Here is a 16,494-nt window from a genome sequence, read left to right on the forward strand (position 1 = left end):
CTTTTTATGCGGCTACTGTCTCTGCACTCGTGCGACCCTGTACCCGACCTGATTTCATCAGACCTTCGTAGCGACGCATCAGTAAGTAACTTTCCACCTGCTGCAGCGTATCAAGCACAACACCAACCATAATCAGAAGCGACGTACCTCCAAAAAATTGGGCAAAACCACTTGTCATTCCTAATAGATTAGCAATAGCGGGTAAAATCGCCACAATCGCCAGCATAACAGCACCAGGTAGTGTGATTCGATCCAATACTGTACCAATGTACTCGGATGTCTGAAAGCCAGGCTTTACACCTGGGATGAAACCGCCACTACGTTTCATATCATCAGCAATCTGAACCGGGTTGACCGAGATCGCTGTGTAAAAGAACGTAAAGACAATAATCAAAAGCGAGAATAACAGATTATATTGCCAAGTTGTATAGCTCTGAAACGCGTTCTGCACACTAGCTGCAAAATCACTTTTCTCGGCAAACAACCCTGCTACGTAAGTTGGAATGAACATCAGCGCCTGAGCAAATATGATCGGCATTACACCAGCCGCATTTAACTTCAAGGGTAAGTACTGACGTTGCCCACCAACAACTTTATTTCCGATAACCTGCTTGGCATATTGAATTGGAATACGACGAACAGCCTGCGTTAAAACAACCGCTCCCATAATTACAAAAAACAGGCCTACCAGCTCCAGTACAAAAACTAGCACCTGAGACGTTCCGCGCGATAGGGCTTCTCCATAAATAGCACCTGGAAGCCGTGACACGATCCCAATCATAATGATCATTGAGATGCCATTACCAATTCCTTTATCTGTGATCCGTTCACCCAGCCACATGCAGAAGATGGTACCGGCCGTTAGAATAAAGAGCGACGAAATTGTGAACAAGCCACGATCAATTAGCAGTGCCTCAGCTGGAATCGTTGTTCGTACATATGTAATAGCCTGAACAGCCGTTACACCAATTGTCAGTACCCGTGTAATCTGGTTCAACCGCTTACGGCCTGATTCACCTTCCTTCTGCATTTTCTGAAAGTAGGGCAAAGCCAATGTAAGTAACTGAATTGCGATCGATGCAGAAATATACGGCATGATACCCAACGCAAAAATCGAAGCCTTGCTAAAAGCACCTCCTAAAAAGGTATCTAACAAGCCAAGCAATCCCTGAGGATTGAGATTCAATTTCTGTGGGTCAACGCCTGGTAGCACAATAGCCGAACCAAGACGAAACGCCGTAATAAACAACAGCGTGTTGAGGATTCGACTCCGCAACTCGTCAATTGCAAAAATATTCTTAAACGTGGTGATGAGTCGGTTCATAAAATAGGTCGGCTACTGCCGTGCTCACAACTAATTCGCTGCTTCCTCTGTCACTTGTTTAACAGGCACAATCGCCTTACCACCCGCTTTTTCAATCGCTTCTTTCGCGCTTGTCGAGAAAGCATGGGCATGAATTTCAACGGCGGCTGTTAGTTCACCCCGGCTCAATACTTTAACTAAGTCTTTCTTGCTAACCAAACCATGTTGGAGCAGAAATTCCATGTCTACTATTGTAGCCTTAGTCTCGTCAACTAATGCCTGGATAGAATCCAGATTCAGAGGTTTGTATTCGACGCGGTTAATATTCTTGAAGCCGAACTTAGGCACACGACGTTGCAATGGCATCTGACCACCTTCGAAGTGTGTTTTACGACTATAACCTGAACGCGATTGCGCTCCTTTGTGACCACGCGTAGACGTACCGCCCATGCCTGACCCCTGTCCGCGTCCGACTCGCTTGCGCTCTCTGACGGAACCTTTTGCCGGTCTAAGGTTGCTTAAATTCATTGGTATATATTTAAAAAGATGATTCTTTTGGCTTTTAACGTCACCCTTACAAGAAGCTAGAGCGGTCTGAAAACCAAAAGAATCGCAAAGATACTAAATTTCTTCAACCTTCACTAAGTGCTGCACCTTATTGATTGCACCTTTGAGTGCGTCGTTGTATTCCAATTCGACGCTACGGTTGATTTTGCCTAAGCCTAGAGACTTAATCGCATTCTTTTGCGATAACGGCCGTTTAATGGTGCTGCTGACCTGCGTGATACGTACTCGTGCCATGTCTGTTGCTCCTATTGGTTAACCGTTAAAAACTTTAGCTAAACTGATTTGACGCTGAAAAGCTACCTGGTGAGGTAAACGCATCTTCAGTAACGCGTCAAGCGTTGCTTTTACTACGTTGTGCGGGTTCGACGAACCTTTCGATTTCGCCAGGATATCGTGTATACCAGCCGACTCAAGAACGGCACGCATAGCACCACCAGCGATCACACCAGTACCTGGAGCGGCCGGTTTCAGCAGGACAAAGCCACCACTGAATTTACCTTCCATTTCGTGAGGAACCGTACGTTTTAGAAGGGGAACCTGAACAAGGTTTTTCTTCGCATCTTCTACTCCTTTGGCAATCGCATCCGTTACTTCATTGGCTTTGCCTAATCCGTAACCAACGACACCGTTACCATCGCCGACGACGACAATCGCCGAGAAACTGAATCGGCGACCACCTTTTACCACCTTCGCTACGCGGTTGATGGCTACAACCTTTTCTTTCAGGTCGGCTTCGTTGAATTTTGTCGGTCTTGCTGAATTGATGTTCATTGCTTAGAACTTAAGGCCACCCTCGCGGGCTGCGTCGGCCAGTGCTTTTACTTTACCGTGATATAAGTAGCCGTTACGGTCGAACACAGCTGCGCTGATATTCTGTGCAACTGCCTTTTCGGCCAATCGCAGACCAACTTTCTTCGCCGTTTCGACGGTGTTGCCTTCGGCTTCGCTTTTCAACTCAACCGACGACGCAGCGGCCAGCGTGCGGCCAGCAATATCGTCGATCAATTGTGCGTAGATCGCTGTGTTAGAGCGAAAAACCGATAGACGGGGGCGTTCAGCTGTACCAGAGACTTTTGCCCGGATACCAAACTTGATACGCTGTCTTCTTTCTTGCTTATTCTTTGCCATGTTATTTGATTCCGACCAAATAGGCGTTTAAAATGTATTTGGTAGCTCATTTCCGGCTCATGGTTATATAAACTAACCACAAAACGAATACGAAAAACCAGCGTATTATTTTTTAGACGAAGATTTACCGGCTTTCCGACGCACTTGTTCGCCAATGAAGCGGATACCTTTGCCTTTATAAGGCTCAACTTTACGTAGTGACCGGATTTTAGCGGCTACATCACCAAGAAGTTGCTTATCAGATCCTTCCAGGTAAACTTTCGGATTCTGGCCTTTTTCGGTTACAGCTGTTACTTTAATCTCGGTTGGAACAGCTAAATACACATTATGTGAATAGCCAAGTTGCAATTCGAGAATGTTATTAACAACCGACGCTTTATAACCAACCCCGATTACTTCAAGATTTAGTTTGTAGCCTTCGCTTACTCCCGTTACCATGTTGCTAACCAACGAACGGTACAAGCCATGAAGTGCTTTATGGCGTTTCTGTTCCGTAGGGCGCGATACTTGAATCTGCCCCTCTTCAATTGCAACCGAAATGTCCGGATCAACTGTTTGAGTCAGGGTGCCTTTAGGCCCTTTTACCGTTACAACGTTTTGCGCGTCAACGGACAACGTTACGTTGCTGGGTAGGGTGATGGGTTTCTTACCTATGCGTGACATCGTTCAGTTCGGATTAATATACGTAACACAATACCTCTCCACCTACGTTCAGCGTCTTCGCTTCTTTATCTGTCATCACGCCTTTAGAGGTAGAGATGATAGCAACACCCAAGCCATTCAGAATACGTGGCAGGTGATCAGCGCCCCGGTACTGACGTAGACCTGGACGACTAATACGTTGTAGATCAACGATAGCATTTTGCTTCGTCGTTGGATTGTACTTCAAAGCAATTTTGATAGTGCCTTGTGGTGTACTATCGTCGAACTTGTAGTTCTGGATGTACCCTTTTTCGTACAAAACTTTGGTAATCTCTTTTTTTATGTTGGAAGCAGGAATCTCCACAACCCGGTGCTTTGCCCGGATGGCGTTTCTAACGCGGGTCAGAAAATCTGCTATTGGGTCTGTATTCATTCTTAGCGTTGCGTTACTTACAAACCTCTCTTTTAGAGAAAGTTCGCAAAATTACGGAAACTGAATTACAAATAGAAATGGAATCTGGAATTACCAGCTTGCCTTTGTTACTCCTGGGATTTTACCGGCTGATGCCATTTCGCGGAATGTAACCCGTGAAATACCAAACTTGCGCATATAACCCCGAGGACGACCCGTTAATTTGCAGCGATTGTGCAACCGTACAGGTGATGCATTTTTAGGAAGCTTATCAAGACCCAGGTAATCACCTGCAGCTTTTAGAGCAGCCCGTTTCGTAGCATATTTGGCAACTAACGCTTCGCGTTTCCGTTCCCGTGCTTTAATTGATTCTTTTGCCATTGTGTTTTAGCCTTTGTGTAGGTTATTATTTACCACTTTTAGCAAACGGCATTCCCATTGCTTTCAGCAACTCGTAGCTTTCATTGTCGGTATTGGCGGTTGTCACGAAAGTGATATCCATGCCCGAAATACGTGCTACTTTATCGATACTGATTTCAGGGAAGATAATCTGCTCCTGCACACCGAACGTATAGTTACCGCGACCATCGAATCCTTTGTCGCTAATGCCTTTGAAATCCCGTACACGTGGCAACGAAACTGTTGTCAAGCGATCCAGAAACTCATACATCTTTACACCACGTAGAGTCACTTTCGCACCGATAGGCATCTTCTCCCGCAGTTTGAAGTTTGAGACCGCCTTTTTCGACATAGTCGGGACGGCTTTCTGACCCGTGATGGTCGTTAATTCTTCGACGCCTACATCGACTAACTTCTTGTCGGCGACAGCGGCTCCAATACCTTTGTTGATGACAATTTTGCTCAGACGCGGTACTTGCATAACCGACTTATACTGAAACTTGTCTTTCAACTGAGGTACGACCTCGCTTAAATATTTTTCTTTCAGTCTTGGCGTTGCCATTTTTTTAGACCTGCTTAGGGTTAACATCAGGGATAAAGTTGCCCGTCTTTTTAGAAAAGCGTTGCAGCTTGCCCTTTTCGTTCAACTTACGGCCCGTGCGGGTGGGTTCGCTGGTGGCCGGATCAACCAGTTTCAGATTACTGATATGGATTGATCCTTCGGTTTTTTCCAGACTCCCCTGCGGGTTAGAAGCCGTTGGCTTCAAGTGTTTCGTAATCATAGCAACGCCCTCGACCCGAGCACGATCTTTTTCTACAATTATTTCTTTCACTGTTCCGCGCTGGCCTTTCGAGTTACCGCCAATTACGACGACCGTATCGCCCGTCTTAATGTGGAACTTATGTGTCGGTAGCGTTATTTTCTTCTCCATTGCTTACAATACCTCCGGGGCTAGCGATACGATTTTCATAAACTGCTTCTCGCGCAATTCGCGGGCCACAGGACCGAAAATCCGGGTGCCACGTGGCTCATCGTTATTGTTGAGCAATACAGCTGCATTGTCTTCAAAGCGGATGTATGAACCGTCTTTACGACGTACTTCCTTTTTAGTCCGAACAACAACAGCTTTAGAAACCGTACCTTTTTTCATGCTGCTGGACGACAGGGCTTGCTTCACCGTCACGACAATCTTGTCACCAACTGATGCATACCGTTTACCTGTACCGCCCAGGACGCGAATAACAAGCACTTCTTTCGCGCCACTGTTATCGGCAACTCCTAATCTTGATTCTTGCTGTACCATGGCTTACTTCGCCTTTTCGATGATTTCGACTAATCTCCAACGCTTATTCTTGCTCAATGGGCGGGTTTCCATAACACGAACGGTGTCACCAATACCACACTCATTTTTTTCGTCATGAACAGTCAATTTTTTTGTCTTGTTCATGAACTTGCCATACATAGGGTGCTTCACTTTGCGATCAATCGCTACAGTGATAGTTTTCTGCATTTTATTGCTGGTCACCCGTCCGATACGCTCTTTCCGAGCGTTACGCTCCGACGCCGATTTTTCTTCGCCCGTTGCGGGAGCGACTGCTTTCGGCTGTTCTGCTGCTACGACCGCGGGGGTTTCCTGTTCCGCCTGCGGTGCTGGTGCTTGTTGCTCTTCCATCGTCGTGTCTTATTAGGCTTGCCGCGATTTAACCGTCAGTTCCGTGTGAAGACGAGCGATCCGTTTCCGGCTCTCGCGAATGCGCATGGGGTTCTCAATGGGAGAAACAGCATGGGCGAACTTCAGTTTCAACAGTCGGTCCTGTTCGGCACCAATCTCGGTGCGTAAGTCTTCGGCCGACAATCCTTTCAAATCTTCTTTTTTCATTTTGTTCGTCGCTTAGGTGTACTATTCCTCGACTTGCTCTTGATAGTCGCGCCGAACCACAAATTTGGTCCGAACGGGCAATTTCTGAGCGGCCAAGCGCAGGGCTTCCATACCCGTTGCTAAATCAACACCCGTCGTTTCGAACATAATCGTGCCGGGCTTTACTACGGCTACCCAATACTCGGGTGCACCTTTACCTTTACCCATCCGAACTTCAGCCGGTTTCTTGGTAATAGGCTTATCGGGGAAAATGCGAATCCAAACCTGGCCTTCGCGTTTCATGGCCCGAGTTACGGAAATACGAGCGGCTTCAATCTGGCGGGCGGTAATCCGACCTGGTTCCAATGATTTAATACCGAACGTACCGAAAGCGATTTCATGGCCGCGCGATGCGATACCTGGAATCCTTCCTTTATGCTGCTTACGGAATTTTGTTCTTTTTGGCTGTAACATAGCTCTAAAAGTTAGAGTCGATAGTCATTAGTCAATAGTCGTTTTCAATAGCGACCGGCAACTGGCGACTGGCGACTGGATTTATCGTCTTGGTCCACCACCGCCACGGTTAGCACCACCCGGAGCGCCACCGCCACGGTTGCCACCACCCTGACCACCACCGCCACGGTTGCCGCCACCTTGACCGCCACCACCACGATTGTTACCACCCCGATCATTGCCTCCGCGATCACCGCGACCACGACCACCACGGTCGTTACCATCACGATCACCACGAGGACCACGACGGTCACCACGGTCATTTGAAGAAGCACTACGTTCTCCGGCTTGTGCCTGGCTCATCATAGCTGCTGGCGACAGGTCGCGCTTGCCATAAACTTCACCCTTGAAAATCCACACCTTGATGCCGATTTTACCGTAAACTGTTTGTGCTTCTGAGATAGCGTAATCAATGTCAGCCCGTAGTGTATGAAGAGGTACACGACCTTCTTTGTACTGCTCCGAGCGGGCAATTTCAGCACCGCCTAAGCGACCTGATACCTTCACCTTGATGCCTTGAGCGCCCACCCGGATAGCCGATTGAATCGCTTGCTTCATGGCACGACGGAACGAGATACGAGCTTGTAGCTGCTGAGCAATAGCTTCACCAACTAGTTTAGCATCGATTTCTGGCCGCTTGATCTCGAAGATATTGATCTGGACATCTTTGCCCGTGATCTTTTTCAGTTCTTCTTTAATCTTATCAACCTCACCACCGCCTTTACCGATAACGATACCCGGACGAGCCGTGTGAATTGTCAGCGTTACGCGTTTCAGTGTGCGCTCGATAACAACCCGAGCAATGGCTCCTTTCGGAATACGAGCCGCTACGTACTTCCGGATTTTCTCGTCTTCAACGAGCTTTTCCGCAAATTCTTTGCCACCGTACCAGCTTGACTCCCAGCCCCGAACAATACCAAGTCGCAGGCCAATTGGATTTATTTTTTGTCCCATTTCTGTCTATTGTTCGTTTTCAGGGGTTTCTGCTTCTGCCGATTCCAATAAGGCTTTGGCTGCGCTGTCCACCACAATGGTGATGTGATTAGACCGCTTCCGAATCCGGTGACCACGGCCCTGTGGAGCTGGTCGTAGACGCTTAAGCATCGGACCACCATCAACAAAAATCGTTTTCACATAAAGATCAGCATCTTCAATACGCTCATCTTCATTCTTTTGCTGCCAGTTGGCAACGGCTGACAAAAGCACTTTCTGCAATACGTCAGCACCAGCCTGTGGCTGATATTTTAACAGACCCAACGCCCGGCTAACACGCTGACCACGAATCAGGTCAGCGATTAACCGCATTTTACGGGGCGACGTGGGCACATCTTTAAGTTTTGCTACTGCTTCCATTTGTTTGGTTTTTGGTTTTCGGTTCACGGTTTACAGCTAATCAAAACCGTAAACTGAATACCGTAAACTGCTTATCGTTTGCCCTTGTCTTTTTTTGCGGTGTGCCCCCGGAAGTTGCGCGTTGGAGAGAATTCTCCTAGCTTATGACCTACCATGTTCTCCGTTACATAAACCGGAATAAACTTGTTGCCATTGTGAACGGCGAAGGTGTGTCCAACGAAATCTGGTGAAATCATCGAACGACGCGACCAGGTTTTGATGACCGATTTCTTACCCGAATCATTTTGCGTCTGGACTTTATTGTCTAAACGAAAATCAATATATGGGCCTTTTTTGAGTGAACGTGCCATTGTTATCTGTTACTTTTTGCGTCGGCTAATAATCATGCTTTCAGATGCCTTGTTCTTGTTGCGGGTCTTTTGACCTTTAGCGAACTGGCCATTACGCGAACGTGGGTGACCACCGGATGCCCGGCCTTCACCACCACCCATTGGGTGATCGACAGGGTTCATAACCACAGCCCGAACACGAGGACGACGCCCTAACCAACGGCTACGCCCAGCTTTACCCATTACGACGTTCATATGGTCAGGGTTCGATACAGAACCTACCGTTGCCATACCAGCGCTTAATACACGGCGGGTTTCACCGGAAGGCAAACGCAGGATAGCGTATTTGTCTTCACGACCTACCAACTGAGCGTATGTGCCAGCAGAACGGGCCATAGCACCACCTTTACCCGGTGTCAACTCAATGTTGTGAACGATGGTACCGATTGGCATCAAAGCCAGTGGAAGCGCGTTACCAACATCAGGTGTTGACCCTTCGCCCGACTGAATAGTCTGGCCTACAGTGATGCCCTGTGGTGCGATGATGTAGCGTTTTTCACCGTCTGGATATTGCACCAGCGAGATGCGGGCCGAACGGTTTGGATCGTATTCTACAGTCAAAACTTCGGCAGGTTGGCCGACTTTATCGCGCTTGAAGTCAATAATGCGGTATTTCCGCTTATGTCCTCCACCAATGTAGCGCATAGTGCGGTGACCTTCATTATTACGGCCACCGGTTCTCTTAATGGGCTCCAGCAGACTCTTCTCTGGCTTGGAGGCTGTTATTTCCGCAAAGTCGGGTGCCACGCGAAAACGTGTACTCGGCGTTATTGGTCTTAGTTTTTTAACTCCCATGACTGATTAATTGGTAGAGCAATGCTCGGTTTACAGGTCAGCGTAAATATCAATTACTTCGCCCTCTGCAACCGTTACGATTGCTTTCTTAATGGTTGGGGTCTTGCCCGATACAACGCGTCCGTTGATGTTTTTGCTGCGCTTCTTTCCAAAGACCCGGAAAGTATTCACCGCTTCAACATTCACCCCGTACATTTTCTCGATGGCTTTACCGATTTCGAGCTTGTTGGCTCTTAGTTCAACCTCAAAAGCATACTTCCCCTGCTTGTTAAGGCCCGTCATTTTTTCGGTGACGATTGGTCGTTTCAGTACGCTCATGGCTATTTGTCGAACAACGTTTGGATGGTTGACAGAGCTTCTTCGCTAATTAGCAGTTGGTCGGCGTTCATCAGATCGTAGGTATTAACCTGCGAGGCTGTTGTCACTTTCGTTTTCTGCACGTTTCGGCTCGACAATACTACGTTCAGATTTACATCCGGTAGGATAAGCAGCGTTTTGCGGCCCGTTAATTTCAGATCGCTCAAAAACTGAATATAATCCTTCGTGCGGGGTGCTTCCAGCGTGATGTTGTCAATAACCGAAATCTTTTCAGCCTTCGCTTTTACGGCATAAGCCGACTGGCGGGCCAGCGATTTCACTTTTTTATTCAGTTTGAAGCTATAGTCACGGGGGCGGGGACCGAAAATCGTACCACCACCGACGAATACCGGCGACTTGGCGCTACCTGCACGGGCACCGCCTGTACCTTTTTGCTTCTTCAATTTGCGCGTCGAGTGCGCATTTTCAGCACGCTCTTTCGCTTTGTGCGTTCCTTGCCGTTGGTTGGCTAAGTATTGTTTCACGTCGAGGTAAATCGCGTGTTGGTTTGGCTCAATGCCGAAAACCTCTTCCGGAAGCGTGACCTTTTTGCCTGTGTCCTCGCCTTTGCTGTTATATACGATTACTTCCATGACCTACTTCTCAATAATAACGTATGAATTTTTGGCTCCTGGAATCGAACCGCTAACAACAAGCAGGTTTTGCTCAGGCAGAACACGCAAAACGCGCAGGTTTTGAACCTTCACACGATTGCCGCCCATCCGGCCGGCCATCCGAAGACCTTTGAACACACGCGATGGGAACGAGCAGGCACCAATCGAACCTGGGTGACGACCCCGGTTGTGCTGACCGTGCGTTTGACCGCCCACCCCACCGAATCCATGACGTTTCACAACGCCCTGGAAACCACGACCTTTTGCAGTTCCGACTACGTCAACGAAGTCAGCTTCTGCAAATACATCGGCAACCGAAAGTGTTTCGCCAAGGTTAAGCTCTTTTTCGAATTCTTTGAATTCAACTAGTTTGCGCTTAGGCGTGGTACCTGCTTTTTTGAAGTGGCCCATTTCCGGCTTGTTACTGTGCTTTTCTTTTTTCTCGCCATAACCAAGTTGCACAGCCGTGTAGCCATCTTTCTCGATGCTACGGACTTGCGTTACGACACAGGGACCCGTCTCAATCACTGTACATGCCAGAGCCTGCCCGTCCGCATTGTACACGCTGGTCATCCCGATTTTCTTGCCAATTAAACCAGACATTTGTGTTTGTTTAAAGTAAGCAGGTAAAAAATAGGTACTTGAATTTCCCACTCGGATTCTCCGAATCGGGCCGCAAAGGTAGACAAATAATCAGACGAATCCTATATGTGCTTAACAATCAGCCCTAAAAAGACACAAAAAAAAGGTCGGGCGCATTGCACCTGACCTTCAGTGGCAGACATAATCCCATAAGACGGAATTTGTTTGCTGAAAAGTCAGATGTGGTTTCTGCTAGTGGCGGACCTTCACCCTCGTATGTCGTTAACTCGCAAGTCGAGTTTGGGAGTGCAAAAATAGAGAATAATTATGATAAATGAAAAATTTATTTTTAAAAATAAATCTGCAAAAATTATTGATGCGTTTATTAAAATCTGATTTTATTCTACACATGTTTATTGATAGTAGAATAGACGACTAATGAATTGGTGAAAATCATGGTAATCTTAAAAATCACACAAATTTGCCGGGTTGCCGTCGCGATTTTTATCTCTTTATTAGCCTGTACACAACGTACAACCGAACCTGACATGATTGTAAATCCGAACGCTGACGCATCAGCGTATTCGTTTCTGTCGCTTGGCGATTCATACACCATTGGCGAAAGTGTTTCTGCAAACTACCGCTGGAGTGTGCAATTAGCCGATATGCTGCGTAAAGACGGTGAAGACGTAGGAGAACCAGACATTATTGCCCGCACGGGATGGACAACTGCCGAATTGCAAAATGCCATTAAAACCAGTGGTAATCAAAAGACATATGATCTGGTCTCGCTTTTGATTGGCGTAAACAATCAATATAGAGGACAAAGTCAGGATCAATATCGAATCGAATTTCGGGAATTACTTCAAACGGCCATCAAATTTGCTGGCGATAGAGCTGCACACGTGTTTGTCCTGTCGACTCCTGATTGGGGTGTTTCACCCTATGCAGCAGGACAGAACAAAATCAATATTGCGCAGGATATCGACCAGTTTAATACCATTGCAAAAGATGAGTGTCACAAGGTCAGCATTGCTTATATTGACATTACACCTTTGAGCCGCTCTGCTGCTGGCGACGATAGCCAATTCGCTTCGGATGGCCTTCATTATTCAGGCAAGCAGATGAAACTGTGGGCTGAAAAGGCATTGCCCGTAGTAAAAGCGTTGCTAAAAAAATAACCTATGCTTTCACGGGCGTTTGTGTTCCACCAAATTTCTGTTTGTAATACCGTACCGTCCTGCCAATCAGCATTCCTCCAATAACAGCAGGTGCAATCCAACTGAGCGTAGCCATCCATTCAGGTGCATTAGTTGGTAAGATTCGACCAATATTGGTCACTAATGCGGCCGTGAACGTAGCAATATAGGAGCCTCCCATGCGGGTGAAATGTTGAAAAAACCAGTGCATCTTTTCAGTAGGCCGATACATTGCCTGAATGTCCCGCCTAGCAAACGTGAAGGTTAATATTCCGAAGAAAGAAAATAAGATTGGAAAGAATGACGCACCATTTGTCATCATCAGATACACACCAAAGCCAACCATCAAGACGCTAACAGCAAGGGTAAGATAAGTCAGGATTTTATCGGCCTGTTGAGGGCCAGATCTTTTCTGTTTTGTAGCTCGCCAGCCGGTCATACTCAAGTAGAAACTGAAAACAGCAATGCCTGTCAAGAATAGCCGCATCATTTTAAACGGTTGAAGTACGCACAGGAGCAATGCCGTTATGGCTACCGTAATCATGCAATAGACATAAATCAGCCCAGCACGATTGTGAAGGCGGCTGCCTTTTTTGGAAAACATAGGAATCAGGCCAACTAAAAGGGCGATGACGCCGGTAGTAATGTGAATAATGAGTAAGGAAATGATAATCGTTTTCATGGCCGTTACCGGGTTTGTTATTCGTTAAGACAAACCTACAACGGCTGATCGACCGAGTGCAACTAATAGGGCTGAACAGCACCCTTTGGGTAGTTTAGCAACTAAAGACCGTGTTTGGGACAAATGGTGGGGTGTTTTACAAAGCTTTCAGCTCGGCAACAAGCGTTTCATTGTACTGTCGGGCTACGGGTATCTGAAATTGACCGCCAAGCAAATGGAGTTTATAACCTTGCGCATTACCCGTTACGCGCTCAACCCGATCCAGATTAACCACGTATGAGCGATGGCACCGGACAAACGGAATACGAACTACACTCGGCAGCAGTATCTGCTTTTCCAACCGACTAAGACTGCTACGTAGCAGCGGCTTAACAGGTTGACCGTTTTTAAGATGAACGACCGTGCAATAGTTATCACTTGACTCAATAAAAAGCAGGTCCTTTGATTTAATTGTCAACGTATCTTTCTCGTTATCGGCGATGAGCGTCAACGTGGTGTCGGGATTTGTATCAGTTGGGCTATCAGATAAACTGATGACATCAGACTTAGCAGGTACAATAGTGGGGACAGGTGAATGAACCGGCAACTCTGCTGCCGCCTGGCTGTATCTTTTGAGTTGAGTGATATAACTGAATAAAACAAGGCCAACTACAGGAAACAATCCTACTAAGAAAGTAACTAAGATCATCCCGAACCAGCTTAACCCACTGCTTTCGCCCGAGCTTAATAACCAGTTTAAGTAAAGACGATTAGCTATAGAAATCAACAAAATGTTCACCATAATGGCCAGGATCTCGCGGCCGACCGTCCAGCGCTCCTCGGCGAAAGCCTGAGGAAACAACCGCCGGACTATAATAAAGTAAAGCGCTGTCACGACAAACGACACGACGCCAAAGCCCAGTATTTTGACAATTTTATTAGGAGTTTCCCAGAGATTTAAACCAAAGGGCTGAAAAACCAGCAAGAATAACCCGACAAATAGGCCAATCAGGACAGCTTTCCTTACCTGTGAAGTAGGCCTATCATCAGTAGGATAAGGTTGATTGAAGAGGCTGAACATGGTTTGTTGATGAGCGTAGCACAACCTACTGTACCAATCGTTTAAAACAACCGCCAACTGGCAATCTGTTCAAAAAAGCTGGGTAGCGCTGGCGGATAGGCGATAATCATGAAGAGAACGCCAAACAAAGCTCCATAAAAGTGAGCATCATGATTCACCCGGCCTAAACCTCGTCGTGATTCATAATAGGAATAAGCTAGATATAAGGCCCCGAAAATGAATCCAGGAATACAAAGTGCGAAATAGAGACATATCTCGGTTAGCGGTCGAAACAGAATACCTGCAAAAACAATGGCAGCTACCCCCCCCGATGCCCCTAATGAGTTATAGCCGGAGTCAGTACGATGTTTCAGGAAGCTTGGAATGTCGGATACCAGAATAGCCACTAAGTAAAAGCCAATCATATAAATAGGTCCGCTATTCCCAAACAACATCCCAAATACTTGCTCAATGAAGCCCCCAAAGAAGTAAAGACTTAGCATGTTGAAGAACAGATGTCCCCAGTCGGCATGCAAAAATCCTGATGTGATCAGCCGGTAATATTGTCCCCGTTTAGCAATCTGATAGGGATTCATGATCCAGCGATCCATCAGGCTGTAATTATTCCAGGCGGCTACACTGACAATGACCGTTACAACAATAATAATAAGCGTTACACTCATAATTTTATATATGATACATGAGGTATGATATATGAAACAGGATATACGAATTATAGTAACCTCATATATAATACGTCATATATCCTACATCTTTTCAGCTTTCTCGCTCGACTAATTGACGAGCAAATTGAATTAGTACATTTTTTCGATCAGAATCAGCTTTAACCTGATCAAAGTTGGCAAATCCTCGGGTAAAATAATCGTTAATACGGGCTTCGGTAAGTTGTCGAATACCCAATTGATCGTAAATAGACGTAACAGCTTGTACTTTCTCACCTTTATCAAAATCAGTCCGTGTGAGCCAGTCGGTCAATTCGTCTTTAACTGAGCCTTTGGCCTGCTGAAGTGCTTCGATGAGTAAAAAGGTTTTTTTGTTCGCAATGATATCTCCTCCAACCTGCTTGCCAAATTTAGTGGGGTCGCCATACACATCCAGTAAATCGTCTTTTAACTGAAATCCGACACCGATATTCATACCGCCTTCGTACAGATGCCGGGTCGTTTCTTCATCTGCGCCCGCAATCAGACCGCCCAATTCAAGGGCATAACCAAGCAAAACCGATGTTTTAAGTCGAATCATATCGATGTACTCGGCTTCTGTCACATCCCAGCGCGTCTCAAAATTCATATCCATCTGTTGGCCTTCACAAACCTCAGCAGCTGTGCGACTGAAACGAGCCAACGCAGGTGCTAGTTTATCGCTCTCTATATTTAGCAGAAGTTGATACGCATTCACAAGCATCACATCGCCCGACAGAATAGCGATGTTGCCATTCCATTTTTCATGCACAGTCAATTGACCCCGACGTAGTGGTGCCTGGTCCATAATATCGTCGTGCATGAGCGTGAAGTTGTGAAACACCTCAACGCCAAGCGCCGGCCGAACGGCTTTTCGCCAATCATCAGTGAAGAGATACGTGGCCATTAACGTCAGCAGGGGGCGCATCCGCTTACCGCCGAGGTTCATAATGTACCGAATAGGATCGTAGAGTTCAGGAGGATGCTGACCGTATTGGGTATGTTGAAGTTCGTTTTGAAGGGCGTCAATAAAAACAGCTGGACTCATTCGGTTGTAGCAGTGCTCTGCTGGGTTTGACGCCAAAAATACAGCAAAACCCCTCAAAACCCTAACCGCCAAACATCCGGCGGTAATTCCGCTGAGACGGTGTGATGATAACGAAGATAAGTCGCAGAGACAGAACAACGTAGCCATCCCGTCGATTCGAATTACCTCGTATGGCACCAACTGCATTAGGCGTTTGACCTAGTTCAAGCCGGCGGTCGGACAAAGCAGCGGCCAGTGGCTGCATACCCGTTCTATCAGGATATACCGTACTTACATCATCTACATAATCGCTCAGTACGTGCGTATACGTGCCTTCAAAATGCCATTTAAATCGTTCATTAGCAGCAATTGGCACACCTAGTCCGTAGCGAATGATTAGTGGAAGGCGAGTATAGGTAACGCCTTCTGTATGTAATGGAGCAAGACTTACAGTTTGCCCTTTGTAAATCGTTTTGGGCGTTAAATACGTCAATCCCAGCCCGGCCAGTACGTACGGAATAATGACGTGGTTCCGATTATCGTCCCGCCAAAAGTCCCATTGTATTCCCGCCCAGACGTCAGGATTTAAACTGCGAAAAGAAAGATTATTATATGCAAGATGAGTACTTTCCTGGCTACCTCGAATAAAATACAGCTGAGCTTCAGCCCGAAGTGTAAGCTGCGGAGAATACCGGAAAGCAGCGGCTACGTCAAGGGCCGTGCCTAATCGAAGATGAGCGAAATCACTACGTTCGTTTAAATCACCAACGTAGCGGGTAGCGCCCAACCCAACGTTCAGTAACCAAGTGCCGGGTTTCTCCCGCCAGTATTCAGAACGTTGGGCTAGCAATTCAGCAGATGTGAAAATCCAGGCCGCGAAAACAAAGGAAAGTATTAAAAATCGCATAAGGCCTGTCATTACAAGAAGGCTTA

At 46.7% G+C, this 16,494-nt stretch carries 27 protein-coding genes; 1 reads left to right on the forward strand and 26 read right to left on the reverse strand.

Features of this window, described 5'->3' with window-relative positions:
• Window positions 1-4: 4 nt before the first annotated feature.
• The 21 genes from secY to rplC all read right to left on the reverse strand — a co-directional run bounded on the left by secY (window position 5) and on the right by rplC (window position 10,934).
• Window positions 5-1,324: a preprotein translocase subunit SecY gene (gene secY, locus BM202_RS15795; RefSeq protein WP_093827732.1), complete on the reverse strand. Its 1,320-nt coding sequence runs from the start codon at window positions 1,322-1,324 to the stop codon at window positions 5-7.
• Window positions 1,325-1,354: 30 nt separating this feature from the next.
• Window positions 1,355-1,831 (reverse strand): 50S ribosomal protein L15, encoded by a 477-nt coding sequence (rplO, locus tag BM202_RS15800; RefSeq protein WP_093827734.1) that lies wholly within the window; start codon window positions 1,829-1,831, stop codon window positions 1,355-1,357.
• A 93-nt stretch (window positions 1,832-1,924) separates the two neighbouring features.
• Window positions 1,925-2,104, reverse strand: a complete 180-nt coding sequence (rpmD, locus tag BM202_RS15805; protein WP_046577840.1) for a 50S ribosomal protein L30 — start codon at window positions 2,102-2,104, stop codon at window positions 1,925-1,927.
• 18 nt (window positions 2,105-2,122) lie between these two features.
• A complete protein-coding gene (gene rpsE / locus BM202_RS15810; protein ID WP_093827736.1) occupies window positions 2,123-2,641 on the reverse strand; it encodes a 30S ribosomal protein S5 in 519 nt (172 codons plus the stop codon).
• A gap of 3 nt (window positions 2,642-2,644) precedes the next feature.
• Window positions 2,645-2,998: a 50S ribosomal protein L18 gene (gene rplR / locus BM202_RS15815; RefSeq protein ID WP_093827738.1), complete on the reverse strand. Its 354-nt coding sequence runs from the start codon at window positions 2,996-2,998 to the stop codon at window positions 2,645-2,647.
• A 105-nt stretch (window positions 2,999-3,103) separates the two neighbouring features.
• Window positions 3,104-3,661 carry a 50S ribosomal protein L6 gene (rplF, locus tag BM202_RS15820; protein WP_093827740.1) on the reverse strand — a complete coding sequence of 186 codons (558 nt, stop codon included), beginning with the start codon at window positions 3,659-3,661 and terminating at the stop codon, window positions 3,104-3,106.
• A 13-nt stretch (window positions 3,662-3,674) separates the two neighbouring features.
• Window positions 3,675-4,073: a 30S ribosomal protein S8 gene (gene rpsH, locus BM202_RS15825; RefSeq protein WP_093827742.1), complete on the reverse strand. Its 399-nt coding sequence runs from the start codon at window positions 4,071-4,073 to the stop codon at window positions 3,675-3,677.
• Window positions 4,074-4,163: 90 nt separating this feature from the next.
• Window positions 4,164-4,433, reverse strand: a complete 270-nt coding sequence (gene rpsN, locus BM202_RS15830) for a 30S ribosomal protein S14 (protein ID WP_093827744.1) — start codon at window positions 4,431-4,433, stop codon at window positions 4,164-4,166.
• Between the two features lie 25 nt (window positions 4,434-4,458).
• Complete coding sequence (rplE, locus tag BM202_RS15835) at window positions 4,459-5,013, reverse strand: 50S ribosomal protein L5 (protein ID WP_093827746.1); 555 nt, start codon at window positions 5,011-5,013, stop codon at window positions 4,459-4,461.
• Between the two features lie 4 nt (window positions 5,014-5,017).
• A complete protein-coding gene (gene rplX, locus BM202_RS15840) occupies window positions 5,018-5,383 on the reverse strand; it encodes a 50S ribosomal protein L24 (protein ID WP_093827748.1) in 366 nt (121 codons plus the stop codon).
• A 3-nt stretch (window positions 5,384-5,386) separates the two neighbouring features.
• Window positions 5,387-5,755, reverse strand: a complete 369-nt coding sequence (rplN, locus tag BM202_RS15845; protein ID WP_018618706.1) for a 50S ribosomal protein L14 — start codon at window positions 5,753-5,755, stop codon at window positions 5,387-5,389.
• A gap of 3 nt (window positions 5,756-5,758) precedes the next feature.
• A complete protein-coding gene (gene rpsQ, locus BM202_RS15850; RefSeq protein ID WP_093827750.1) occupies window positions 5,759-6,124 on the reverse strand; it encodes a 30S ribosomal protein S17 in 366 nt (121 codons plus the stop codon).
• A 12-nt stretch (window positions 6,125-6,136) separates the two neighbouring features.
• Entirely contained in the window at window positions 6,137-6,331 is a 195-nt protein-coding gene (rpmC, locus tag BM202_RS15855) for a 50S ribosomal protein L29 (protein ID WP_093827752.1), read from the reverse strand.
• A 21-nt stretch (window positions 6,332-6,352) separates the two neighbouring features.
• Complete coding sequence (rplP, locus tag BM202_RS15860) at window positions 6,353-6,784, reverse strand: 50S ribosomal protein L16 (protein ID WP_093827754.1); 432 nt, start codon at window positions 6,782-6,784, stop codon at window positions 6,353-6,355.
• Window positions 6,785-6,865: 81 nt separating this feature from the next.
• On the reverse strand, window positions 6,866-7,777 hold the full coding sequence (gene rpsC, locus BM202_RS15865; RefSeq protein ID WP_093827756.1) for a 30S ribosomal protein S3: 912 nt from the start codon (window positions 7,775-7,777) through the stop codon (window positions 6,866-6,868).
• Between the two features lie 6 nt (window positions 7,778-7,783).
• Window positions 7,784-8,176, reverse strand: coding sequence for a 50S ribosomal protein L22 (gene rplV, locus BM202_RS15870; RefSeq protein WP_093827758.1), 393 nt, complete (start codon window positions 8,174-8,176; stop codon window positions 7,784-7,786).
• Window positions 8,177-8,247: 71 nt separating this feature from the next.
• Complete coding sequence (gene rpsS, locus BM202_RS15875) at window positions 8,248-8,526, reverse strand: 30S ribosomal protein S19 (RefSeq protein ID WP_018618700.1); 279 nt, start codon at window positions 8,524-8,526, stop codon at window positions 8,248-8,250.
• A 9-nt stretch (window positions 8,527-8,535) separates the two neighbouring features.
• Window positions 8,536-9,360, reverse strand: a complete 825-nt coding sequence (rplB, locus tag BM202_RS15880; RefSeq protein ID WP_093827760.1) for a 50S ribosomal protein L2 — start codon at window positions 9,358-9,360, stop codon at window positions 8,536-8,538.
• 30 nt (window positions 9,361-9,390) lie between these two features.
• On the reverse strand, window positions 9,391-9,678 hold the full coding sequence (rplW, locus tag BM202_RS15885) for a 50S ribosomal protein L23 (protein WP_093827762.1): 288 nt from the start codon (window positions 9,676-9,678) through the stop codon (window positions 9,391-9,393).
• Between the two features lie 2 nt (window positions 9,679-9,680).
• Complete coding sequence (rplD, locus tag BM202_RS15890; RefSeq protein WP_093827764.1) at window positions 9,681-10,310, reverse strand: 50S ribosomal protein L4; 630 nt, start codon at window positions 10,308-10,310, stop codon at window positions 9,681-9,683.
• Window positions 10,311-10,313: 3 nt separating this feature from the next.
• On the reverse strand, window positions 10,314-10,934 hold the full coding sequence (rplC, locus tag BM202_RS15895; protein ID WP_093827766.1) for a 50S ribosomal protein L3: 621 nt from the start codon (window positions 10,932-10,934) through the stop codon (window positions 10,314-10,316).
• A gap of 527 nt (window positions 10,935-11,461) precedes the next feature.
• Between rplC and BM202_RS15900 the strand changes: the two genes are divergently transcribed.
• Window positions 11,462-12,094 (forward strand): SGNH/GDSL hydrolase family protein, encoded by a 633-nt coding sequence (locus BM202_RS15900; protein ID WP_093827768.1) that lies wholly within the window; start codon window positions 11,462-11,464, stop codon window positions 12,092-12,094.
• 1 nt (window position 12,095) lies between these two features.
• Here BM202_RS15900 and BM202_RS15905 read toward each other — a convergent pair whose 3' ends face one another.
• From BM202_RS15905 to BM202_RS15925, 5 genes are all read right to left on the reverse strand, one after another.
• Window positions 12,096-12,794 (reverse strand): DUF2306 domain-containing protein, encoded by a 699-nt coding sequence (locus BM202_RS15905; protein WP_093827770.1) that lies wholly within the window; start codon window positions 12,792-12,794, stop codon window positions 12,096-12,098.
• Window positions 12,795-12,930: 136 nt separating this feature from the next.
• Window positions 12,931-13,854 (reverse strand): LytR/AlgR family response regulator transcription factor, encoded by a 924-nt coding sequence (locus tag BM202_RS15910; RefSeq protein WP_093827772.1) that lies wholly within the window; start codon window positions 13,852-13,854, stop codon window positions 12,931-12,933.
• A 41-nt stretch (window positions 13,855-13,895) separates the two neighbouring features.
• Entirely contained in the window at window positions 13,896-14,516 is a 621-nt protein-coding gene (locus BM202_RS15915; protein WP_093827774.1) for a rhomboid family intramembrane serine protease, read from the reverse strand.
• Between the two features lie 94 nt (window positions 14,517-14,610).
• Window positions 14,611-15,582: a polyprenyl synthetase family protein gene (locus tag BM202_RS15920; RefSeq protein ID WP_093827776.1), complete on the reverse strand. Its 972-nt coding sequence runs from the start codon at window positions 15,580-15,582 to the stop codon at window positions 14,611-14,613.
• 61 nt (window positions 15,583-15,643) lie between these two features.
• Entirely contained in the window at window positions 15,644-16,468 is an 825-nt protein-coding gene (locus BM202_RS15925; protein WP_245776674.1) for a hypothetical protein, read from the reverse strand.
• Between the last annotated feature and the right edge of the window lie 26 nt (window positions 16,469-16,494).

This window comes from Spirosoma endophyticum, assembly GCF_900112365.1.
In the GTDB taxonomy this organism is placed as follows: Bacteria; Bacteroidota; Bacteroidia; order Cytophagales; family Spirosomataceae; genus Spirosoma; species Spirosoma endophyticum.